General features: G+C 61.1%; 19 protein-coding genes. 13 read left to right on the top strand and 6 right to left on the bottom strand.

Annotated features, from left to right (window positions below):
• Positions 1–27: 27 nt before the first annotated feature.
• Positions 28–1227: an ROK family transcriptional regulator gene (locus HFO71_RS17090; RefSeq protein WP_168258358.1), complete on the bottom strand. Its 1200-nt coding sequence runs from the start codon at positions 1225–1227 to the stop codon at positions 28–30.
• Between the two features lie 203 nt (positions 1228–1430).
• Here HFO71_RS17090 and HFO71_RS17085 point away from each other — a divergent pair, with 203 nt between their 5' ends.
• The 6 genes from HFO71_RS17085 (at position 1431) to HFO71_RS17060 (ending at position 7244) form a co-directional block, all read left to right on the top strand.
• A complete protein-coding gene (locus HFO71_RS17085; RefSeq protein WP_077981052.1) occupies positions 1431–2735 on the top strand; it encodes an ABC transporter substrate-binding protein in 1305 nt (434 codons plus the stop codon).
• An 84-nt stretch (positions 2736–2819) separates the two neighbouring features.
• Positions 2820–3758 carry a carbohydrate ABC transporter permease gene (locus HFO71_RS17080; protein ID WP_027684787.1) on the top strand — a complete coding sequence of 313 codons (939 nt, stop codon included), beginning with the start codon at positions 2820–2822 and terminating at the stop codon, positions 3756–3758.
• A complete protein-coding gene (locus tag HFO71_RS17075) occupies positions 3751–4599 on the top strand; it encodes a carbohydrate ABC transporter permease (protein ID WP_077981051.1) in 849 nt (282 codons plus the stop codon). Before HFO71_RS17080 ends, HFO71_RS17075 begins: the two co-directional genes overlap by 8 nt.
• Before the next feature lie 22 nt (positions 4600–4621).
• Complete coding sequence (locus HFO71_RS17070; RefSeq protein WP_025394477.1) at positions 4622–5695, top strand: ABC transporter ATP-binding protein; 1074 nt, start codon at positions 4622–4624, stop codon at positions 5693–5695.
• 195 nt (positions 5696–5890) lie between these two features.
• Entirely contained in the window at positions 5891–6658 is a 768-nt protein-coding gene (locus HFO71_RS17065; RefSeq protein ID WP_168258359.1) for an alpha/beta hydrolase family protein, read from the top strand.
• An 85-nt stretch (positions 6659–6743) separates the two neighbouring features.
• Positions 6744–7244 (top strand): GFA family protein, encoded by a 501-nt coding sequence (locus HFO71_RS17060; protein WP_168258360.1) that lies wholly within the window; start codon positions 6744–6746, stop codon positions 7242–7244.
• A 171-nt stretch (positions 7245–7415) separates the two neighbouring features.
• Here HFO71_RS17060 and HFO71_RS17055 read toward each other — a convergent pair whose 3' ends face one another.
• Entirely contained in the window at positions 7416–8186 is a 771-nt protein-coding gene (locus HFO71_RS17055) for an alpha/beta fold hydrolase (protein ID WP_168258361.1), read from the bottom strand.
• 166 nt (positions 8187–8352) lie between these two features.
• Here HFO71_RS17055 and HFO71_RS17050 point away from each other — a divergent pair, with 166 nt between their 5' ends.
• Complete coding sequence (locus HFO71_RS17050; protein ID WP_244735510.1) at positions 8353–9351, top strand: AraC family transcriptional regulator; 999 nt, start codon at positions 8353–8355, stop codon at positions 9349–9351.
• Between the two features lie 155 nt (positions 9352–9506).
• On the opposite strand, the gene kdgD is transcribed toward HFO71_RS17050, so the two are convergent.
• The 3 genes from kdgD to HFO71_RS17035 all read right to left on the bottom strand — a co-directional run bounded on the left by kdgD (position 9507) and on the right by HFO71_RS17035 (position 12216).
• Positions 9507–10433 (bottom strand): 5-dehydro-4-deoxyglucarate dehydratase, encoded by a 927-nt coding sequence (gene kdgD / locus HFO71_RS17045; protein ID WP_131642616.1) that lies wholly within the window; start codon positions 10431–10433, stop codon positions 9507–9509.
• A gap of 32 nt (positions 10434–10465) precedes the next feature.
• Positions 10466–11440 carry a mannonate dehydratase gene (locus HFO71_RS17040; protein WP_025394483.1) on the bottom strand — a complete coding sequence of 325 codons (975 nt, stop codon included), beginning with the start codon at positions 11438–11440 and terminating at the stop codon, positions 10466–10468.
• Between the two features lie 65 nt (positions 11441–11505).
• Positions 11506–12216 (bottom strand): FadR/GntR family transcriptional regulator, encoded by a 711-nt coding sequence (locus tag HFO71_RS17035; protein WP_131642617.1) that lies wholly within the window; start codon positions 12214–12216, stop codon positions 11506–11508.
• Between the two features lie 134 nt (positions 12217–12350).
• Between HFO71_RS17035 and HFO71_RS17030 the strand changes: the two genes are divergently transcribed.
• From HFO71_RS17030 to HFO71_RS17010, 5 genes are read left to right on the top strand one after another with little or no spacing between them, the layout of a single operon-like run.
• Positions 12351–13946, top strand: a complete 1596-nt coding sequence (locus HFO71_RS17030; protein WP_168258363.1) for an ABC transporter substrate-binding protein — start codon at positions 12351–12353, stop codon at positions 13944–13946.
• A 19-nt stretch (positions 13947–13965) separates the two neighbouring features.
• Positions 13966–14994: an ABC transporter permease gene (locus tag HFO71_RS17025; protein WP_025394486.1), complete on the top strand. Its 1029-nt coding sequence runs from the start codon at positions 13966–13968 to the stop codon at positions 14992–14994.
• Complete coding sequence (locus tag HFO71_RS17020) at positions 14991–15893, top strand: ABC transporter permease (RefSeq protein ID WP_017960388.1); 903 nt, start codon at positions 14991–14993, stop codon at positions 15891–15893. The genes HFO71_RS17025 and HFO71_RS17020 overlap by 4 nt, the downstream gene beginning before the upstream one ends.
• Positions 15880–16725, top strand: a complete 846-nt coding sequence (locus HFO71_RS17015; RefSeq protein WP_168258364.1) for an ABC transporter ATP-binding protein — start codon at positions 15880–15882, stop codon at positions 16723–16725. The genes HFO71_RS17020 and HFO71_RS17015 overlap by 14 nt, the downstream gene beginning before the upstream one ends.
• The gene (locus HFO71_RS17010; protein ID WP_168258365.1) at positions 16722–17465 is read left to right on the top strand and encodes an ABC transporter ATP-binding protein; all 744 of its coding nucleotides are present in this window, start codon (positions 16722–16724) and stop codon (positions 17463–17465) included. The genes HFO71_RS17015 and HFO71_RS17010 overlap by 4 nt, the downstream gene beginning before the upstream one ends.
• A 22-nt stretch (positions 17466–17487) precedes the next feature.
• Here HFO71_RS17010 and HFO71_RS17005 read toward each other — a convergent pair whose 3' ends face one another.
• On the bottom strand, positions 17488–18543 hold the full coding sequence (locus HFO71_RS17005; protein ID WP_168258366.1) for a LacI family DNA-binding transcriptional regulator: 1056 nt from the start codon (positions 18541–18543) through the stop codon (positions 17488–17490).
• 188 nt (positions 18544–18731) lie between these two features.
• Here HFO71_RS17005 and HFO71_RS17000 point away from each other — a divergent pair, with 188 nt between their 5' ends.
• Positions 18732–21254: a hypothetical protein gene (locus HFO71_RS17000; RefSeq protein WP_168258367.1), complete on the top strand. Its 2523-nt coding sequence runs from the start codon at positions 18732–18734 to the stop codon at positions 21252–21254.
• The last annotated feature ends 46 nt before the right edge of the window (positions 21255–21300 follow it).

Raw genomic sequence — 21300 nt, 5'->3', positions numbered from 1 at the left:
TGCCATTGATGTTGATTGTGCCGCCCGTCAGAGCGCCGGCCCTGTCGTGCTCCAGGGCGATTCGTAAAGCTCGTAGAGCGCCACCGCAGCGGCACCCTGCGCCCAGAAATCATCGGTCGAATCGTCGAAGACGAGTTCGCTCACCCCGCGCAGCGACGGCGGAATGGCGAGCGCATAGGCATCGCGCAGGCTGTTGAGAAAGGGTTCGCCGAGCGCCAGGCTCGATCCGACCAGAATGACTCGCGGTGGCGCAAACAGCGTGACGATGTTGGCAATGGTCAAACCCACCGCTTCGCCGGCGCGGATCGCGGCGCTAATCAGCCGGTCGTCGTCTGCCTTGATCAGCGCCTGGGCATGGTTCATGCCGCGGCCGAGACGGATCGCCTCGGCAAAACGCCCATCGGCCTGCTGTTCGCCGAGGATCGCGCTTTCGCCGGCCCGGCTAGAAAGCCGGACGACGCCGTTCGGTCCCATGCCGAGCACCAGATCGCCGAGATTGTGGCTGAGACCGCCAGCGCCGCGAAACAGGCTGTTGCCGTGCAGGACGCCGAGCCCCAGCGTCTGTTCCAGCGAAATCAGCACCATATCCTCGAGATCGCGGGCCTTGCCGAACCAGTGATGGCCAAGCGTGATGGCGTGGGCGTCGCTTTCGACAATGGTCGGCGTCGCCAGCCGCGTCGACATCTCGGCGGCGAAATCGACATTGGTGTCGCGAAAGATCGGGCTGCTCCTGATATAACCGGTGCGGTGCTCGATGACGCCGGGAAAACCGAGGCAGACGCTGTCGACATCCTCCAGCGAAAGCCCGGCATCGACGACGCAGCGCCGGACGCCATCCTCGACCAGATCGGCGATGACGCCGATCGGCTGCCGGTCGATGCGGATCGGCAAGGCGAGCTTCGACAGCACGTCGCCGCGGAAATTGGTGACGACGAAGACCATCCTGTTGGCGGCGATCTTGGCGCCGACCACGCGGGCGGCATCGGGATTGAGCTCCAGCATCACCCGCGGCCGTCCGCGCACGGCCTCATTGCGGATATCGCCTTCGTGACGCGGCAGGATCAGCCCGTCGTCGAGCAATGAGGCGGTGATGGCCGAAACGGTCGTGGTGGAGAGTTCGGTACGCTCGCTGATCTCTATCCGCGAGATCGGACCATGGCGCCTGATGGTATCGAGCACGTTCAAGCGATTGATCGCGCGCATTAATTCGGGATCTGCGGTCTTCATGGGAACTAGCCAGGCGAGCGTTTCTTTGGGGCGGAACCCAAATATTTTTAACGGGTTACGAAATAAATAGCAGGGAATTCAGCGGTCATGTCAAGCGCATTTGATAAAAATAGAGGCATTGGGTTGACAATATGCCAAAGCTCCGTTGAATTAATCCGCATAGGGGAAAAATTGTGAGGACAGGACCCCTGGGAGGAAAAATCATGACTTTTAGGTTCAAGAGCGCCGCTTTTGGCGGCAGGCGTATCGCATCCATGGCCGCGGCTGCCGGCATATTGCTGGCCGGAGCTGGTGCTGCTTCGGCGGCGACGGTCGTTAAATGGCTGCATCTCGAGCTCGACCCGAAATATGTCGCGGCCTGGGAAGACATCGTCAAGAAATACGAAGCCCAGCATCCCGACGTCGATATCCAGATGCAGTTTCTCGAAAACGAGGCCTTCAAGGCCAAGCTTCCGACATTGCTGCAGTCCGACGACGTGCCGGATTTCTTTTACAGCTGGGGCGGCGGCGTCTTGAAGCAGCAGTCCGAGACCGGCGCGCTCCAGGACGTGACGGCGGCCCTCGATGCCGATGGCGGTAAGCTGCGCAGCGCTTATACCCCGGCTTCGGTCGAAGGCCTGACCTTCGACGGCAAGACTTGGGCCATACCTTACAAGGTCGGCCTGGTCAGCTTCTTCTACAACAAGGCGATGTTTGCCAAGGCCGGCGTCAAAGCCGAGGAGATCAAGAGCTGGAGTGATTTTCTCGAAGCGGTGAAGAAGATCAAGGCCGCCGGCATCGTGCCGATTGCAGGCGGCGGCGGTGAGAAATGGCCCATCCATTTCTACTGGAGCTATCTTGTCATGCGCGAGGGCGGACAGAAGGTCTTCGAGGCGGCCAAGAACGGCGAAGGCGAAGGTTTCCTCGATCCGGCGGTCATCAAGGCAGGCGACGACCTCGCCGAACTCGGCAAGCTCGAACCTTTCCAGCCTGGCTATCTCGGCGCGAGCTGGCCACAGACGCTCGGCGTATTCGGTGACGGCAAGGCCGCGATGATCCTGGGCTTTGAAAATACCGAAGCCAACCAGCGCAAGAATGCCGGTGACGGCAAGGGGCTTTCGGCAGACAATATCGGCCGTTTCGCCTTCCCCGCGGTTGAGGGCGGCGCCGGCAAGCCGACGGACACGCTCGGCGGCTTGAACGGCTGGGCCGTCACAAAGAAGGCTTCCAAGGAGGCGATCGATTTCCTCGCCTTCCTGACGAATGCGGAGAACGAGCGTGCGATGGCCAAGGCCGGCATGTTGCTGCCCGTGGCCGTCGGCGCCGATGACGGTGTCACCAGTCCGCTCCTGGCCGAGTCGGCCAAGCAGTTGGCTGGCTCGACATGGCATCAGAACTTCTTCGACCAGGATCTCGGTGCAGCCGTTGGCCGTGTCGTCAACGATGTGTCGGTGGAAATCGTCTCCGGGCAGATGAATTCCAAGGACGGCGCCCAGATGATCCAGGACGCTTTCGAACTGGAACAATAACCAGCGCCTGCAGACCCTTCCTGGCGCTCCCGCTAAAATCCGGAGCGCCAGCATTGCTGCCGACGAGATGCGAAAGCAGGACCCATGGCCAATATTTCAGTCCCATCGATAACGACGGCCGCAAGGCCGGCGAAAAGAGCCGCAAACAGCAAGAGCTCGGTCGCGCATGACCGGCTGGCGGTGCTGTTGATCTTCCTGCCGCCGGCGCTGCTGCTTTTCACGCTCTTCGTCATCATGCCGATGGGCGAGGCGGCCTGGTACAGTCTCTACAAGTGGAACGGCTACGGCACGCCGACCGAGTTCATCGCGCTGCGCAATTTCCAGGTTCTGTTCCGCAATGCGGCCTTCACCCAGGCGCTGGTCAATAACGGCCTGATCATCGTGATCTCGATCTGCATCCAGGTGCCGCTCGCCATCTGGCTGGCCACCATGCTGGCGCACCGCATTCCGGGTGTCGTCGGCTACCGGCTGATCTTCTTCCTGCCCTATGTGCTGGCGGACGTTGCTGCGGGCCTTATCTGGCGCTTCGTCTATGATGGCGACTATGGCCTGTTTGCCGCCGTTTCCAACTTCTTCGGCTTCGCCAACCCTTACGTGCTCGCCGACAAGGACGTGGCGATCTATGCCGTGCTTGGGGTGGTCGTCTGGAAATATTTCGGCTTCCACATGATGCTGTTCATCGCCGGCCTGCAATCCGTCGACAAGAGCGTGCTGGAGGCCGCCGAAATCGACGGCGCCACCGGCTGGCAGAAGTTCCGCTACGTCACACTGCCGCTACTCGGCTCGACCTTGCGTCTTTCCATCTTCTTTGCCGTCGTCGGCTCGCTGCAGCTCTTCGACATGATCATGCCGCTGACGGGCGGCGGGCCATCCAACTCCACCCAGACGATGGTTACCTTCCTCTATACCTACGGCGTCATGCGCATGCAGGTCGGCCTCGGCAGCGCGGTCGGCGTGGTGCTCTTCATCATCTGCGTGACGCTGGCCTTCGGTTACAAAAGGATCTTCATGCGCCATGACTGATATGAGCTCTTCCATCCGCATGAGCACATCAACACGCGTCTATCTCTACGTGTCGCTGAGCCTGATTGCCGCGATCGTGCTCGTGCCGCTGCTGACGACGGCGCTCGGCGGATTCAAGACGCTGGGCGACCTGCGCACCAATCCCTTCGGCCTGCCGACGGAGTGGCAATTGGCGAACTACACCGATATTCTCTTCGGTGAACGCTATTGGCTGCAGATCGGCAATTCGCTGTTGATCGCGTCGCTCACCGTCCTTCTGACGCTGATCGTATCGTCGATGGCAGCTTTCGCCTTTGCCCATGTCCGCTTTTTCGGGTCGTCGTTCCTGCTCAATTATTTCCTGCTCGGCCTGATGTTTCCGGCGGCGACCGCGATCCTGCCGCTGTTCATCCGCATCCGCGATCTAGGCCTGCTCGATACTTATTGGGGCGTGGTGCTGCCGCAGGTGGCCTTCGGCCTCGGCATGAGCATCCTGCTGTTTCGAAACTACTTCCGCAATCTTCCGGAAGAATTGTTTCAGGCGGCCTTTGTCGATGGCTGCGGCTATCTCCGCTTCTTCTGGCATATCTCGCTGCCGCTTTCCCGCCCGATCGTCGCCACCGTCAGCATCATCTCCTTCGTCGGCAGCTGGAACAGCTACATCCTGCCGCTGATCATGCTGAACTCGGAATCGAAATATCCCTGGCCGCTCGGCATCATGGTCTATCGCGGCGAGTACGGCACGGAGTGGCAGCTGGTGCTGGCCTTCATCACGCTGACCATCCTTCCCACCATCATCGTCTTTTTCGTCGCCCAGAGACACATCATCGCCGGTCTGACCGCCGGTGCCGTGAAGTCCTGAGCCGAACCGTTGGAGTACAATCATGGCATCCGTTGAACTCACCGATATCAGCAAAACCTATGGCGCCGTCGATGTCATCCACGGCATCTCGCTTCATATTGAGGATGGCGAATTCGTCGCGCTCGTCGGGCCGTCCGGTTGCGGAAAATCGACGCTGCTGAGAATGATCGCCGGCCTCGAGGAAATCACCGACGGCGAAATCGCCATCGGCGGCAAGGTCGTCAACGCCATGACGCCGCGCGAACGTAACATCGCCATGGTCTTCCAATCCTACGCGCTTTATCCGCACATGACGGTTGCCGAAAATATGGGCTTCAATCTGAAGCTCGCCGGCGTTGCCAAACCGCAGATCGAGCTCCGCGTTGCCGAAGCCGCCCGCATGCTGGATCTCGCCGAGCTCCTCGACCGCAAGCCGGCCCAGCTTTCCGGCGGCCAGCGTCAGCGCGTCGCCATGGGCCGCGCCGTCGTGCGCAATCCCGCCGTCTTCCTGTTCGACGAGCCGCTCTCCAACCTCGACGCGAAACTGCGAGTGCAGATGCGCTCGGAAATCAAGACGCTGCACCAGAAGGTCAGGACGACCTCGATCTATGTCACCCACGACCAGATTGAGGCGATGACGCTTGCCGACCGCATCGTTGTGCTCAATCAGGGCAGGGTGGAGCAAGAGGGCACGCCGCTCGAACTCTACAGGAAACCCGCCAATCTCTTCGTCGCCGCCTTCATCGGATCGCCGGCGATGAACATGCTCGAAGGCACGGTCGACGGCGAAAATGGTGAGCCCGCCGCCCGCCTCGGGGATGGCACGGCGATCCGCATCGCGCCCGACCGCAAGGTCAAGGCCGGCCAGGCCGTCACCATCGGCCTGCGCCCCGAACATCTCGTTCCCGGTGTCGCCGCCGGCACGCCGCTCGCCGGCCGGACGATGCTGGTGGAACCGACAGGCGCCCAGACCCATGTCGTCTTCGATCTCGCCGGACAACAGGTGACCGCCATCGTCGACGGCGAATACCCCGCCCGTTACGGCGCCGTCTTCGAGGCAAGCATCACCAGCGATCAGGTGCACGTGTTTGACCGCGGTACTGGTGTGGCGCTGTAGGTACAGGAACCGCTGGGGTATGCGAATCCTCGGTCTAGGAGATCGCCGAAACCAGCCAAGGGCGGATAGCCAGCACCTACTTTGCTCAAAAGACCGAAACAGACGGGATGAGCGGTTTCTCCACCATATCCGCCGCCACCGGACGTTGCCAATGCCACAAGTTGCACTATTGTCTGTCCGGCACGCGAAAACTTGATGGTGGTTATGCCGGTAGTAACTCGACATCTCATTGACCGGGGTGACGGAGCCACGGTCGAGCTTTTTCAAGCTCAAGCCGCAAGCGAAACGCCCGCAGGAGCAATCCTATTTGTCCACGGCAATCAGCGTGGCCGTCTGCTTGGAGGGATAGAGGCGGTCGACAGCGGCGCATTGCTTCGGTTCTGTTCCGGTTTGAATATCACTGCTGCGGCAGTCTCGCAGCCCGGTTTTGGGGCGTCAGACGGCCCTCCAGATTTCTGCGGTCCCAAAACCCAGCAAGCGATCATAGCTGCTCTCGCTTTCTTACGGGGCCAGCCTTCCGTCGATCCTGACCGAATTGTTCTCTATGGAAACAGTCGTGGTGCCGTTGCATCGGCCATGGTCGCTACCCAGGTTTCTGATCTGCGAGCAGTCATTCTATCCAGCGGCGTCTACGATCTTGAAACCGCTTATCACGAGAGTTCAGACGGTTTGCGGTGGGCTATCGAGAAAGAGGCGGGCCTATCGAGAGAGGCCTTTCTGGCTCGCTCTGCATTGCATTATGCGCCAGAAGTTCGGTCTGAGACGCTGTTGCTGCATGGAAAGCATGACGACCGTGCTCCGGTTGCCCAAGCCGAACGCTTCTCAAAAGCTCTGTCCAATGCCGGAGTCCTGGCGACGCTTCACCTCTTTGACTGTGGACATCAAATTCCAAGGAACCACATGCAGGGAGCTCTCAGGCCCTTCCTGCAAAGGGTGTTCAATCCCGCCGTGACGTACCACTAGGCAGCATGACAGCTTCGGGAACGGGAAAGTGACGAAAACCTGAAAGAGATTAAGCCCAGACCCGCCTCTTGAAGGAGGAGAAAAAATGAAACGCATCGAGATGGAGGTGAGCGGCGGCTGCCAGTGCGGTGCCGTGCGCTACCACGCAACCGCTATGTTTGATAATTCGCATCTCTGCCATTGCCGCATGTGCCAGAAAGCTTCGGGCAACGTCTTTGCCGCGCTCGTCGCTGCGCCCGATGATGCGCTTACCTGGACACGCGGCAAGCCGAGCGTCTGGAAGAGCTCGGAGCTTGTCGAGCGCGGTTTCTGCGCCAATTGCGGCACCCCATTGTTCTTCCACCACCTCGAAAACGGTCGCACCAACCTGATGATCGGTTCGCTCGACGATCCGCATGCCTTCTCGCCGCTTGCCAATACCTGCACCGAGAACATGGTGGGATGGTTCGATACGATCACGGGCATCGAAAATACCGGTGCGACCGAAGACAACGGCGCCGACTGGGCCGCGGCGATCAAGGAGAGCAACAACCAGCACCCCGATCACGACACCACCTCGTGGGCGGTGAGGGGGCGTGATGGCTGAGGCCTAATCCGGCGGTTGCCAGTGCGGCGCTGTCCGAGGCCATGGCGCGTGGGCAGTAGTGTTGCCGGTGATATGGGGTCAGCGCTGCGAGTGCGACCCCTGCGACCGGGAACTTTGCACATCGATGCTACCGACCGCCGCTAGGGGGGCGATAGCATCGGTTGACGAGGGCTACTTTGCTCCTGCGGCCGCTTCTATGACCGCAGCCACTTCCTCGGCGTGCGAGGCCAGCGAGGCGTGGCTACCCTCGACCGTCGTCACCTTGGCCTTCATCCGTTCGGCAAAGAAAGCCTGTGCGTGGGGATCAAGGACGAGGTCCTTGGAGCTCAAGACGTACCAGCTTGGCTTGTCGTGCCATGCCGCGACCTCAGCAGGTGCATCGAAGGCGGTGTGATTGATCGGCATCTGGTGCGCTGCCAGATGTTCACCGATCTTCTTGGGCAGGTCGCCCGCCACTGCACTGGGGAATACTGCAGGATCGATGGTCAAGTAACCCTTTGCGTCGGGCCGAATGGCCGCCGCTCCGGGGGTTGCCGGACCGCTGGCTGCCAATGCTGTGATGGTTTCACCTTTCTCGGGCGCAAAAGCCGAGACATAGACGAGTGATGCCACCTTGGCGTTGTCGCCCGCCTCGCCGATCACCACGCCACCCCAGGAATGGCCCACCAGGACAACCGGGCCATTTTGCGCATCCAGCACCGCATTGGTGGCAGCGACGTCGTCAGCAAGCGAGGTCAATGGGTTCTTTACCGCAGTCACCTTGTAGCCCTTGGCGGTCAGGATTGCAGCGACGCCGTCCCAACTGGTTTCGTCGACGAAGGCGCCGTGGACAAGAACGAGATTCTTAATTGTTTGATCCGGGAGAGCCGGCTGGGCCCTTGCGGGTGCAGCACCAAGCATGGCGGTTGTTAGCATTAGGGCGGACATAAGAACAGATTTCATTTGGAGCTCCTATAGGGCGCGTCAGCGCGATTGCTTAATTCGGATAATCTGCAATGCTGTCTCCTACACGACGGCAGGAAGACCAGGATGGCCTTGCCTTCGCGGAAACACTTGAACTGCCAGATAATTCCTCTTTGAAGACAAAACAGAACTAGGGCTTACCGAGATGGATCACCATGACCCGAGCCCCGCAATGCATGCTCCGTCGTCCAAAAATGCGATCATGCTCGCCTCTCGGGTGGATCTGCTCTCCCAGATTTTGGCCATGGTCAGCCTGCATGGCGAAATCGTCTTTACAGTCGAGCTCAGCCAACCATGGGCGCTACGCTTTCATCCAGGAGCGGCTTATTTCTTCATCGTGCTCGAAGGGGGACTGACGGTTGTGAACGATCAGGGCCATGCCTTGCAGGTGGCAACTGGCGATCTGATCATGCTGCCGCGTGGCCTTGGGCACGGCTTGAGCGATGGCGAGTGTGCAACTGAGGCTGACTTGGCAGCCCTGATGGCGGCGCAGGTTACCGCCGAAAAACTCAATGTCTCCCACGGCGGAGGCGGCCAACAGACCAAGCTTATCGCTGGAGCTTTTCGGTTCGAAAGCGCTTCTGTGCCCTGGCTCGTATCGGCACTGCCGTCGGTCATTCACATTCCAAAAGCCAGCGGCGAGACCGGCGGATGGGCCGAGGGCCTTGGCTACTTCATGATGAAGGAAGCCCAGGAGGTGTATCCCGGCGCGTCCATCATGATTTCACGGCTGATCGACGTGCTGGTCATCAGTATCCTGCGGAGCTGGGTGCGGATCGAGCGGGGCGGCAATGTCGGCTGGCTTGGAGCGCTCGGGGATGCGCGCATCAGCCGCGCGCTCAAGGCCATCCACGACGAACCTTATCGGCGCTGGACCGTGCTCGATCTGGCTCGGGTGGCGGGCCTGTCCCGGTCCGGCTTCGCGGCGCGATTTACAGCATTGGTGAAAGAAGCGCCACTTTCCTACCACAGCCGCTGGCGGCTGACGCTCGCCTTGGGCTTGATGCGCCAGCCTGAAGCCAAGGTTGGGTCGGTCGCCAGGCAAGTGGGCTATGATTCCGAAGCAGCCTTCAGCCGAGCCTTCAAGGCACAGTTTGGTTTTGCGCCCATGAATGCCAAATCGACAACTATTCAGGATCGATGATGGTGTAGATCCGGCGCAATGCATGAACTCGCCCTGATAACAGACGCGCCGCTTCCGGCCCCATAGCGGTCGTCTATCCAAGCCGAGCCGATGTCCGTTGTTGGTGCGAACCGGACAGCCGCCGGGCCACCCCGGCGGCCGACTGCCGCGATATATTATTCCGCCGCGATCCGTGTGACGCCGTTGGCCTGGACGATCTTTTCCAGCAGGACGAGCTCTTCCTGGGTAAGATCCGTCAAAGGCGGGCGCACGGGGCCTGGGTTCTGCCCGAGGACGCGAAGGCCGGCCTTGATGATCGAGACGGCATATCCCTTCTTGCGGTTGCGCAAGGCGACGAAGGGGAAGAAGAAGCCCTTCAGTATCTCGTCGACGGTTGCCTGATCGCCGGTGCGCAAGGCGCCGTAAAAACGCTGGGCAAGCGCGGGCACGAAATTGAACACGGCCGATGAATAGGTCGTCACGCCGGCTGCAAAATAGGCCTGGGCATAAACCTCATGGGTCGGCATGCCGCCGACATAGACGAGGCGGTCGCCAAGCAGGGTGGTGATCTCGATCACCTTGTCGACATCGCCGACGCCATCCTTGAAGCCGATCAGGTTCGGGCATTCCTCCGCCAGGCGCGCGATACTGTCGGCGGTCAGAATGGCGTTGTCGCGGTTATAAACGATGACGCCGATGCCGACCGATTGGCAGACCGCCTTGACGTGGGCGATCAGACCCGCCTGTTCGGCAAACATCAGATATGGCGGCAGCAGCAGCAGTCCGTCCGCACCGGCCTTCTCGGCCGCGACTGCAATCTCGATGGCGAGCGACGTGCCGTAGCCGGTTCCCGAAATGATCGGCGTCTTGCCCGCCGACGCCTTGGCGGCCCGGATCACCTGCGGAATTTCGGCCGGATTAAGCGAGAAAAATTCACCGGTGCCGCCGGCGGCAAACAGCGCAGCAGCATCATAACCGGAAAGCCACTCGACATGACGGCGATACTTCGCTTCGTCGAATTTGAGGTGATCGTCGAAATGGGTCACCGGAAACGACAGGAGGCCACTACCGACGGCCTTCTTCAATTCAATCGGGTTCATCATGAAGTCCTATTTCTTAGGTGTTGAAAACCGGCTCACTCGCTCTCGAGCACTTGCAGAAGTGCGGCGATATAGCCGTAGCAGAAGGCAAATGCGGTGGCGGTTGGATCCTTGCCGCTGACGGTCGGCACATGGTCGGGCATCAGCATGTATTTGAAGCCCACTTCCTTGTAGATCCTGGCCGAGCGGACCATGTCCATGTCGCCTTCTTCGGGGAAGGTCTCCATGAAGGACAGCTTGCCGCCGCGAATGTTGCGGAAGTGAACATTGAAGATCTTGCCGCGCTGGCCGAACCAGCGGATGACATCGTCGATTTCCTCGCCGGGATTTTCCAGCATCTCGCCGATCGAACCCTGGCAGAAATTGAGGCCGTGATACGGGTTTTCGCGCATCAGCACGAATTTCTTCAAGCCTTCTACCGTACCTAGCACCCGCGTGACGCCGCGATAACCCGGCGGCGTATAGGGATCGTGCGGATGGCAGGCGAGCCGGACGCGGTTGCTTGCAGCGACAGGAACGACGCGTTCCAGGAAATAGTCGATCCGCTCCCAGTTTTCGTCTTCCGAAAGCACGCCGGCAAGGCCGGGCTCGGCCTGCTGGTCCGTCTTGTCCCAGCGGAAGCTCGCATTCAGCGATCCGCCGCGTCCCGGTTCATCCGGCGTACGGGGAATGCCGATCAGGTTGAGATTGTACTTCACCGCAGGAATGCCGGCGGCGGCGGCATTCTCGATCAGCTTGCAGACGGCGTCGATCTGTCTGTCGCGCTCGGGGCCGGCAAGCAGGATATCGGGATAGGAAGCCTTCTCGATCGGCTGCGAGGGCAGCGGCAACTGGATCATGTCGAGGATCAGACCGAAGCTTTCGACCTTGTCGCGATGACGTTCGAGATCGGAGAGCGTCCAGCTGCTCGGCTTTCCCGGCGGGTCGGCGTTGATATGCTTCACACCCAGTTGCGCGAAGATACGATAATCGTCGTCGTCCCGCGCTGCGACCTGTGTTCCCAGATACATTTGAGTCTCTTTCGAAATTACACAATGTCATATGACATAATATGAATGTCTGAGAGTGTCGAGCCCTATTGCTGCTCCGCGAGCATGCGATAACGGCGCTGGCTGGCCAGCATATGCGCCCGCATTGCCTGTCGCGCCCGCTCCGGATCCTGGTCGGCGATCGCCGACAGAATCTCGACATGTTCGGCATAAACCTTCTGAAGATAGTCACGGTCGCTGGCCTCGGGAAGCGTCGGAAATTGGCCGCGGGGGATGGCTTTTGGCCCGAACTGGCGCAAGACGGCAACGTAGAATCGATTGTTCGTGGCGGCAGCAATCGCCATGTGGAAGGCATAATCCGCCTCCACCGTCTGCTGTCCTGTCTCGATAAGGTTTGCCATTCTGCGGTTGGCGTCGCGGATCGCAGCTTCCTGCTCGGCGGTGCGGCGATAGGCGGCGATCGCCGCCGCTTCACCCTCGGCGGCCATGCGAAACTCCAGCAATTCCAGGGTTTCCGGAATGCTCTTGATTTCCACCGGCGTTAAAGAAAGGACCGAATGCGCCTTCGGATCCGCGACGAAGACGCCTTTGCCCTGGATCGGCTTGACGAAGCCGGCTGACCTCAGATCGGCGATAGCCTCGCGCACCACCGTGCGGCTGACGCCGAATGTCGCTTCAAGCTGCGGCTCTGTCGGCAACTGGTCGCCGACGCGCAGCTTCCCCGTTTCGATTTGCGCCCGCAACTGATCGATAACCTGTTGCGCCAGTCTTTGCCGGCCACGGCTGAGTGTCGTCATTTTCGGCTCCCCCAATCCCTTCGATCAAGTCTCTGCCGCTCGGGCCTTGTCAACCCTATCGGACTTCGTTAAATCATAATACGACATACGGACGACATAATATGTTTCCTATCGTAATCCAGGGAGGAGTGACAATGAAGCATTTTTCTAAAAGCTTGTTCGTCGGCGCTGTCATCGGCGCCCTGACGATATCGGCACCACAGCTGCAGGCCGCTACGCCGCAGGACCAGCTAGTGATTGGCACTTCGCTAGCGCAGGTTCTGTCGCTCGATCCGCACCAGGCGACCGAAGGCAAGGCGGTCGAGATCATGTCGAATCTGTATGATCGGCTGGTTGCCAGCACGGCGGATGGTAAGGTCCTTCCGCAGCTGGCAGAAAGCTGGAAGGTGGACGACAAGGGCATCACGTTTACGCTACGCAAGGCAAATTTCGCCTCCGGCAATCCGGTCACCTCAAAGGATGTCGTCTATTCATTGGCCCGGCTCCTGAAGATGGATCAGGCCGCCGCCGCCAACCTCAAGCGCGTCGGCTACGACAAGGACAATGTCGAAAAGCTCGTCAAGGCCGTCGACGACCAGACGGTGCGGATCGATCTCTCCAATCAGGTGACGGCAGAGCTGCTGCTCTACCGGTTGACGACGACGACCACCAGTGTGGTCGACAGCGTCGAGGTCGAGAGCCACGCCGTCGACAACGACTACGGAAACGCCTGGATGCGAACGCATTCGGCCGGCTCCGGTCCGTTCACCCTCAATCGCTGGTCTCCGAACGAACTGGTGATCCTCGATGCCAACAAGGACTATATGACCGGCGCGCCGAAGATGCGTCGCGTCATCGTGCGGCATGTGCCTGAAAGCCAGGTCGAGCGGCTGATGCTCGAACGCGGCGATATCGATATTGCCAGTGCGTTGACCGCATCCGATCTCGCGACCTTCCAGGACAAGAAGGGCTTTGCTATCCAGCGTATTCCGACGGGCGGCTTCTACGTGCTGTCGATGAATGCCGGCAACAAATATCTCGCCAACCCGAAGGTTCGCGAAGCCATTGCCTACGGCATCGACTACAAGGGCATCGAAAAGACCATCATGGGCCCATACGGGCGGGCCAGAAACGTTCCCGTTCCGGAGAATTTCGAATATGCCATCCCGAACCCCGATTGGCATCTCGACGTCGAAAAGTCCAAGCAGCTGCTGAGCGAAGCAGGCTTCAAGGACGGCTTTTCGCTGTCGCTGAAGACGATAGCGCAAACGCCGCGCATCGATCTTGCTACCGCCATCCAGGCATCGCTGGCCCAGATCGGCATCAAGATCGACATCCAGCAGGGCAACGGCTCGGAAATCATCGCCGCCCATCGCGCCAGGGATTTCGATCTGCTGATCCCGCAGACCAGCGCCTATATGCCGAACGTGCTTGGTTCAATGGAGCAGTTCTCCTCCAATCCCGACAACTCGAAGGAAGCCAACAATGCCGGCAATTTCGTCTGGCGTTCGGGCTGGGACATTCCCGAGCTGACGGCCTTGACGGCGAAGGCATCCATGGAGCCGGACGCCAAGAAGCGCGGTGAACTCTATGTTCAGATGCAGAAGATGTTCGTCGAACAGAAGCCGGCGGTGCTTCCGCTCTTCGAGCGCTTTGAACCGATCGTCCTGTCCACCAAGGTCGAGGGATATGTCGGCCACCCGTCTCAGCTGACGCGTCTCGAGAACGTCACCAAGGTCGAAACCCAGTAATACTCCAGGACAGCCGATCATGAAGGAACTCTCCGTAGCCGAATTTGGCCGACGCCTGGCGCATTTGCTGGTCAGCCTGTTCATCCTCTTATGTGTGACCTTCGTGATCGGCCGTATTCTGCCCACCGATCCGGTCGGCGCAATTGTCGGCGAGCTCGCCGATCCCGCTGCCTATGCGGCGATGCGGGCGCGTCTGGGGCTCGATCTGCCGATCTACCAGCAGTTTTTCCTCTATCTGAACGGCTTGGCGCATGGTGATTTCGGCACTGCCGTCCTCACCGGCAATCCGGTCTCTGCAGACCTCGCTCAAGCCTTTCCGGCGACATTCGAACTCGCGACGCTGGCGGTGATCATTTCGACCTTCGTCGGTGTCCCGCTCGGGCTGGTCGCAGCACTCTTTCGCGACAGCTTCATCGACAAGACGGCCCGCGTGGTCGCGCTCGTCGGCCATTCGATCCCGGTTTTCTGGTTCGGCATCGTCGGGCTCGTCATCTTTTATGCCGGCCTCAACTGGGTCGGCGGGCCGGGCAGGATTGACGTCTTTTACGAAGGCCTCGTCACGCCGCACACAGGGTTGTTGTTGATAGACAGCCTGCTGCAGGGCGAGACCGAAATCTTCTGGAACGCGCTCGGTCATATCATTCTTCCGGCCGTCATCCTTGCCTATGCGGCGATGGCCTATATCACCCGCATGACGCGCAGCTTCACCCTGGAGCAGTTGAGCCAGGACTATGTCATTGCGGCCCGAGCCAAGGGTGTGAGCCCCCTCGGCACGATCTGGCGCCATGTGCTACCGAACATTGCGGTGCAGCTGATCACCATTCTCGCCATTTCCTATGGCGGGTTGCTCGAAGGCGCTGTCGTGACCGAGATCGTTTTCTCCTGGCCGGGCATCGGCCAGTACATGACCAACGCGCTGATGATCGGCGATATGAACGCCATCGTCGCCGGCACCATCATTGTGGGATTCATCTTCATGTTGTTGAACTTCCTGGCCGACGTCGCTTACGCCGTCTTTGATCCGCGCATGCGGGAGGCGGCCCGATGAGCGATGTCATCCGCAGCGAGATAGAGATCCGCCCTCCAAGTGTGTCGACCCGTATCGCGGCTTCGTTTGCGCGCGCCGGCCGCAAATTGGCTGCCGAGCCGCTTGGTCTCGGCGGGTTCGTCATCCTCGGTCTGCTTTGCTTGATCGCGATCTTCGCGCCGCTGCTGGCGCCTTACGATCCGGTCGTGCAGAGGCTTGGTGATGCCTTGCAGCCGCCGAGCCTCGCGCATCTGGCCGGCACGGACGAATTCGGCCGCGACATCTTGAGCCGCTTGATCTTTGGCACGCGCATCACCATCCAGACCGTATTTTCGGTCTCCCTGATCGTCGGGCCGATCGGCCTGTTGATCGGAGTCGTTGCCGGCTTCTTCGGAGGGCGCACCGATGCGCTGCTGATGCGCGCCACCGACATCGTTCTCTCTTTCCCGTCGCTGATCCTGGCGCTCGCCTTTGCTGCGGCGCTCGGCGCCGGATTGACCACGGCAATCATCGCGATCTCGTTGACCGCATGGCCGCCAATCGCGAGACTAGCGCGCGCCGAGGCCCTCGTCGTCAGAAACGCCGACTATGTGGTTGCCGCCCGCCTTTATGGCGCCTCGCCGATGCGTATTCTTCTCCTCTATATCGCACCCATGTGCGTCCCATCGGTCATCGTTCGCCTGACGCTCAACATGGCAGGCATCATCCTGACGGCCGCTTCGCTTGGCTTCCTCGGGCTTGGCGCCCAGCCGCCGGCGCCGGAATGGGGCGCGATGATCTCCAGCGGCCGCAAGTTCATGCTCGATTATTGGTGGGTTGCCGTGATGCCGGGTATCGCCATCCTCCTCACCAGCCTTGCTTTCAACATCGCCGGAGATGCTCTGCGCGACATTCTGGATCCTCGCCATGCAAGATCGTGATCTGCAGCCCGTTCTGTCCGTCGAAGGATTGAGCGTCCGTTTCGGCCGAGGCGCCGTGCCTGCCGTCTCCAATGTCAGTTTCGACGTCGGGCGCGAACGCGTCGGGATCGTCGGAGAATCCGGTTCCGGCAAATCGACGACCGGCCGCGCCATCATGCGCCTTCTGCCGCCCGCTGCGGTGGTATCCGCCGAACGCCTGGATCTCGCCGGCAGTTCGTTGCTGTCGAAGAGCGAACGTCAAATGGGCGCGCTTCGCGGCAAGGATATCGCGCTGATCATGCAGGATCCGCGCTATTCGCTGAATCCGGTGCTTTCGATCGGCAAGCAGATCGCCGAAGCCGCCCGCCTTCACCTCAGTCTTCATAAGAAACAGGCGCATGAGGCTGCCCGCGCCATGCTGGAGCGCGTGCGCATCAGCGATCCGGAGCGGGTCATGGCGCTTTATCCGCACCAGATATCGGGCGGCATGGGCCAGCGCGTGATGATCGCCATGATGCTGCTGGCACGGCCGAAGCTTGTCATCGCCGACGAGCCGACCTCGGCGCTTGATGTCAGTGTCCGTAAGGACGTGCTGCTGTTGCTCGATGAGCTGGTGCGCGAGAACAATTCCGGCCTGCTGTTGATCAGCCACGACATTCGCATGGTGGCTGCCTTTTGCGAGCGCATCATCGTCATGTATGCCGGCCGGATCGTGGAAACGCTGACCAGTCTGGAGGAGGCGCGCCATCCCTATACTCGCGGGCTGATCGCTGCGCTGCCCGACCCCAGGAATCCGGTTCGCCGGCTCGCGGTTCTCGACAGGACGAAACTCGATCTGGAGATGGCGCAATGATCAATGTGCGTGACCTCGATGTCGTCTTTGCCTCCGGCAAATCAAGCAACCATGTCGTCAGGGGCATCAGTTTTGAGGTCGGCCAGGGGGAGACGCTTGGCATTGTCGGTGAATCCGGATGCGGAAAATCGACGGTGCTGCGTTGCCTTGCCGGCATGGAGGCCGGTTGGACCGGTGACATCGAACTTGGCGGCAAACCGATCGGCAAGAAGCGCTCTCGCGAGGAGCTGAAATTCGCCCAGATGGTGTTTCAGGATCCTTACGGATCCCTGCATCCGCGCCATCGTATCGGCACCGCCCTGGCCGAGCCGCTGCGCGCCATGGGCCATTCCGACATCTGGTCGAAAGTCGAAAAGGCATTGATCCAGGTGGGTTTGCCGGCGAGCTTCGCAAACCGTTTCCCGCACGAGCTTTCCGGCGGCCAGCGGCAGAGGGTGGCCATCGCCCGGGCCCTGATCCTGTCGCCGCCCATCCTGTTGCTCGACGAGCCGACATCGGCGCTCGACGTCTCGGTCCAGGCCGAAATCCTCAACCTGCTGGCCGACCAACGCGAGGAAAAGGGCCTGACCTATCTTCTCGTCAGCCACGACCTCGCGGTCATCTCCCATATGTGCGACCGGGTGCTGATCATGAAGAATGGTTGTTTCGTGGACGAACTCACCAAAGCGGATCTGCAGGCCGGCACCACGCATGATGCCTATGCGCGAGAATTGTTCGAAGCGAGTTTTATCGAGGCTTGATATTCTCGATCACGGTGTGGGTTCAGCGACCTTCCGCTACGGCAGACATATGCCTGACGGCCGCGACGCTGCCCCTTTCGACGAGATGGCAGGCAAGCTCGACCCGCCGCCGTGGGGCCGCCAGGCCGAGCATCATGTCGCGCAGCAGATCGAGCGCGGTGGCGCCGAGTTCGCGCATCGGAATATGCACCGTCGAGAGCGGCGGATTGAGAAAGGCCGACTGCGGCAGGTCGTCTATGCCCATGACGGAAATGTCCTGCGGCACGGCATAACCCATCGCCTGCAATCCGCGCACTGCGCCATTGGCAAGACTGTCGCCCGCCGTCAGGATGGCGGTGAAGGAAAGACCTTTCTCGCGGATGAGACGGGTGACCGCCTCGGCGCCAAGTTCCGGCAGCCAGTCGTCGACCTCGAGCACCAGATCGGCATCGGCCGTCAGTCCATGATGCTGCAGGGCATCGCGCCAGCCCTCGAGGCGCCGCTCGATCGTCCGCCGACCCGGCCTCAGCATGAACAGGATGCGTTCATGCCCGGCTTTGATCAGCCGCTCGGCGGCGATGAAGGCGGCCGAGCGGTTGCAGGGCGTAACGCTCGAAAGCCGCATATAGGGATCGTCGCTGTTGACCAGCACGACGGGCTTTCCGAGATCAGCCGCCGCCGCCAGCATCTCTTCTTCGTCGACAGTCAGGATTAGCATGCCGCCAAAGCTCGGATCGTCACGCATCTCGGCGACGACGCGGGCTTCATCCCCCTTATCGGCGACCGGCCGCATCGCCAGTTCGATGCCGAGGGCGGCGGCGCGCGCATTCAATCCTTCGAGCACGTAGACCGTAAACTGGTTGCGGACATAGTCGATCATCGCTGCGCCGGAGGCGACGAGCATGACCTTCTTGCCGGCAACGCTTGCCGGCAAGGCGTAGCTGACCGCACTTGCCGTTTCCAGCACCAGCTTGCGAATCTCCGGCCTGACGCCCTTTTCGCCCGCCAGCGCACGCGACACCGTGCTGATCGAGACACCGCATCGGGCGGCAATGTCGTCGAGGCGCGTGCGCCTACCTTTTTTCTCTTCCGCCGTCATGTCGTCTCCTCGCGCCCCGCTACTATGCAAAAATCTTTCAGATTGCGCAAATGGATTGCCTGTGCACAATCGTTGCCTGAGGAGCCCGCGACAAGCGGCAGAGCAGGGAGGCTTTGAAGATGCGGCTTGAGGGTCAATCCGTGCGTCGGCGTTCTGCCCGGCGTCCCAAGGCTTGAGCGGGCTGAAGCATGACCGCTGAGCAGCAATCCCATCTCCGCCGTGCAACGGCCAAGGCTAGCCCGATCGTCTACTGGCAGCTCGCCGACCCGTGGCAGCAGCGCTACGACGTCGCCGACCGCCCGATGGAAGGCCGCATGGATCCGTTTTTTTTCGTCACCAAGACGAAGAACTTCATTCCGCATGAATATCCCTGCCGCACCGAATTCAAAAAATCCTTCTCCGACCGTCGGCCGCAGCCGACTGGCGAATTCGAGGCGGTCCGCTGGTGGCTACCCTTTGCCTCCCCGCGTGTCGATCTCTCCGGCTTCTGGTTTCGCCCGACACGCATCGGCTGCTGGGCGCGCACCTTCCTCGATGCCCGCTCCGCGGGGCGTGCCACGCTTCGGCTGTCGACCTGCGGCGGCGCGATCCTCTTCGTCAATGGCCTCGAGCAGGGTTTCATGGCGCCTTACCAGCGTAATCTCGAAACCCAGCAAAACTTCGAGGTCGAACTCACGGCAGGCCTGAACGAAATCCGCGTCTATTTCGACGATCTCGCCGAGCGCGACGCCCGCTTCTATTTCCAGCTGGATTATGTCGAAGGGCCGGAAGTTGAAACTGCCCTGCCTGTTCCCATCGCCGCCGGTGATGCGGATGCGCTGGAGGTCATACTCGAAGGCATGCGCTTCGACCGCACCGCTTATCTCGGCGAGGATGTGACCATCCTTTTTCCCGCGCCGCTGCCGGTGACGCTGAGCTGCCATGTCGAGATCGAAGGCGACTTCATGTCGATCGAGCGCTTCGACTATGATTTCGATCTGGAAGCGGGGGCAACGAAACTGGCGCTCGGCACCTCGGCGGATATGCCCGCCGATTTCCGCCATTTCCGCATCACCTTCAAAGCAGGTACGCTTTCGCTCGGTCGCACGCTCGGTGTCGAGATCTGTCATCCGGAGCGGCAGGGGGAGGCACCCGCCGCCCTTGAAGACCGCGTCGCCGAGGCGCTGGCCGAGGTTGCCGCCCATTCCGAGCCCGACACGGTCTGCGCTTTCGCGCGCCTTGCGCTGGGCCAAGGCGGCGAGGAAACCGAGGCGATGATCTCGGCGATGCTGCCGGTCATCGAGGATTGTCACGACTGCGCCGATTTCGTGCTGGTGCCGCTGCTCTTTGCCTATACGCGCTGGAGCGATCTGCTGTCACCCGCGCTGTGCGACAGGATCGAGCATGCCGTCCTCAATTACCGCTACTGGATGGATGAGCCCGGCAACGATGTTCAGTGGTATTTCTCGGAAAACCACGCGCTTCTCTTCCATACGGCCGCCTATCTCGGCGGCAGGCTTTTCCCCGATGCCGTCTTCGTTCGTTCCGGCCGCACCGGCACCGAGCAGATGAAGGTCGGCGAAGAGCGTGTCCGCGCCTGGCTCGATCATTTCGAGCGCTGGGAAATGGCCGAGTGGAATTCCGTTCCCTATTTCCCGATCGACCTTAAGGGGCTGACGGCGCTGGCCGCCTGCGCGCCGGATGATACGATCCGCAACCGGGCGAGTGCCAGCATCGTCCGCCTGATGGAGATCGTCGCCCGCTCGGCCCATCACGGCATGCTGACTGGCAGCCAGGGCCGCTCCTACGAACATACGTTGCGCCCCGGCCGCTCGGTCGAACTCTCCGCCATTGCCCGGCTGCTCTGGGGCCGCGGCTGGTACGGCCGGCGTGTCCACGCTTTGCCGCAGCTTGCCGTCTGCATCCGCGATCATGGCCTGCGTTTTCCAGAAACGCTGGCCGCGATCGCCGCGCACCAGTCCGACGACGCGCAGGAATGGACCTTTTCCCAGGGCGAAAACCGTTTCGCCGCCCTCTATCACTATAAAACCCGCGACACCGCGCTCGGCACCATCGCCCGTTATCGTCCCGGCGCCTGGGGCTACCAGGAGACGGTGCTGCACCTGCGTCTCGGCAGCCGGCCGGAAGCGCAGATCTGGATCAATCATCCCGGCGAAACCATCCAGTTCGGTTATGGCCGGCCGAGCTTCTGGGGCGGCTGCGGAACGCTGCCGCGGGTGCACCAATATCGTGATCTGGCGATCCTCGATTTCGAGATCCATGAGGGCCAGCCGGATTTCACCCATGCCTGGTTCCCGCTCGAGGCTTTCGACGACACGGTGGTTGACGGCAATCTGGCGCTCGCCCGCTCCGGCAACGGGATTGCGATGCTGATCGGCAACGGCGCGCTGGAGCCGGTAAAGCAAGGCCCGACGACGGATATCGAGCTGCGCCTGGCCGGCCGCAACGGCCGCTGGATCGTCCGTCTCTCCGATCTCGGGCGCGAGGGTAGCCTTGACGGCATGCAGGCGCGTTTCGCCACGCTTTCGGCCCGCCGCGGCGACGAGGGCGCATTGATCGTCGCCGATCCGGATTATGGCCGGGTCGTCTTCGAAGAAGACGGCACCGTGCGTGCCGAAGGCCGTATTCTTCGCCCGCCGGACTGGTCGGTGCGGGGAGACGCGGTACATCTGAAGATACCGGGCAGGCAGTCTCGGCGCGCGGCCTCGTAGACGACATGTCCGGCGGGTGGAGGACCGGCCGGGCGCAGGAATTCAC

This window comes from Rhizobium laguerreae, assembly GCF_019778565.1.
Taxonomy (GTDB): Bacteria; Pseudomonadota; Alphaproteobacteria; order Rhizobiales; family Rhizobiaceae; genus Rhizobium; species Rhizobium laguerreae.
The sequence above is the reverse complement of the archived record's forward strand: the minus strand, read 5'-3'. Positions and strand labels throughout refer to the sequence as shown.

What these genes read in the sequence shown, in the direction of transcription:
- HFO71_RS17090 (WP_168258358.1), bottom strand. Translation starts at nt 1,227, where the DNA reads ATGAAGACCGCAGATCCCGAATTAATGCGCGCGATCAATCGCTTGAAC.
- HFO71_RS17085 (WP_077981052.1), top strand. Translation starts at nt 1,431, where the DNA reads ATGACTTTTAGGTTCAAGAGCGCCGCTTTTGGCGGCAGGCGTATCGCA.
- HFO71_RS17080 (WP_027684787.1), top strand. Translation starts at nt 2,820, where the DNA reads ATGGCCAATATTTCAGTCCCATCGATAACGACGGCCGCAAGGCCGGCG.
- HFO71_RS17075 (WP_077981051.1), top strand. Translation starts at nt 3,751, where the DNA reads ATGACTGATATGAGCTCTTCCATCCGCATGAGCACATCAACACGCGTC.
- HFO71_RS17070 (WP_025394477.1), top strand. Translation starts at nt 4,622, where the DNA reads ATGGCATCCGTTGAACTCACCGATATCAGCAAAACCTATGGCGCCGTC.
- HFO71_RS17065 (WP_168258359.1), top strand. Translation starts at nt 5,891, where the DNA reads ATGGTGGTTATGCCGGTAGTAACTCGACATCTCATTGACCGGGGTGAC.
- HFO71_RS17060 (WP_168258360.1), top strand. Translation starts at nt 6,744, where the DNA reads ATGAAACGCATCGAGATGGAGGTGAGCGGCGGCTGCCAGTGCGGTGCC.
- HFO71_RS17055 (WP_168258361.1), bottom strand. Translation starts at nt 8,186, where the DNA reads ATGAAATCTGTTCTTATGTCCGCCCTAATGCTAACAACCGCCATGCTT.
- HFO71_RS17050 (WP_244735510.1), top strand. Translation starts at nt 8,353, where the DNA reads ATGGATCACCATGACCCGAGCCCCGCAATGCATGCTCCGTCGTCCAAA.
- kdgD (WP_131642616.1), bottom strand. Translation starts at nt 10,433, where the DNA reads ATGATGAACCCGATTGAATTGAAGAAGGCCGTCGGTAGTGGCCTCCTG.
- HFO71_RS17040 (WP_025394483.1), bottom strand. Translation starts at nt 11,440, where the DNA reads ATGTATCTGGGAACACAGGTCGCAGCGCGGGACGACGACGATTATCGT.
- HFO71_RS17035 (WP_131642617.1), bottom strand. Translation starts at nt 12,216, where the DNA reads ATGACGACACTCAGCCGTGGCCGGCAAAGACTGGCGCAACAGGTTATC.
- HFO71_RS17030 (WP_168258363.1), top strand. Translation starts at nt 12,351, where the DNA reads ATGAAGCATTTTTCTAAAAGCTTGTTCGTCGGCGCTGTCATCGGCGCC.
- HFO71_RS17025 (WP_025394486.1), top strand. Translation starts at nt 13,966, where the DNA reads ATGAAGGAACTCTCCGTAGCCGAATTTGGCCGACGCCTGGCGCATTTG.
- HFO71_RS17020 (WP_017960388.1), top strand. Translation starts at nt 14,991, where the DNA reads ATGAGCGATGTCATCCGCAGCGAGATAGAGATCCGCCCTCCAAGTGTG.
- HFO71_RS17015 (WP_168258364.1), top strand. Translation starts at nt 15,880, where the DNA reads ATGCAAGATCGTGATCTGCAGCCCGTTCTGTCCGTCGAAGGATTGAGC.
- HFO71_RS17010 (WP_168258365.1), top strand. Translation starts at nt 16,722, where the DNA reads ATGATCAATGTGCGTGACCTCGATGTCGTCTTTGCCTCCGGCAAATCA.
- HFO71_RS17005 (WP_168258366.1), bottom strand. Translation starts at nt 18,543, where the DNA reads ATGACGGCGGAAGAGAAAAAAGGTAGGCGCACGCGCCTCGACGACATT.
- HFO71_RS17000 (WP_168258367.1), top strand. Translation starts at nt 18,732, where the DNA reads ATGACCGCTGAGCAGCAATCCCATCTCCGCCGTGCAACGGCCAAGGCT.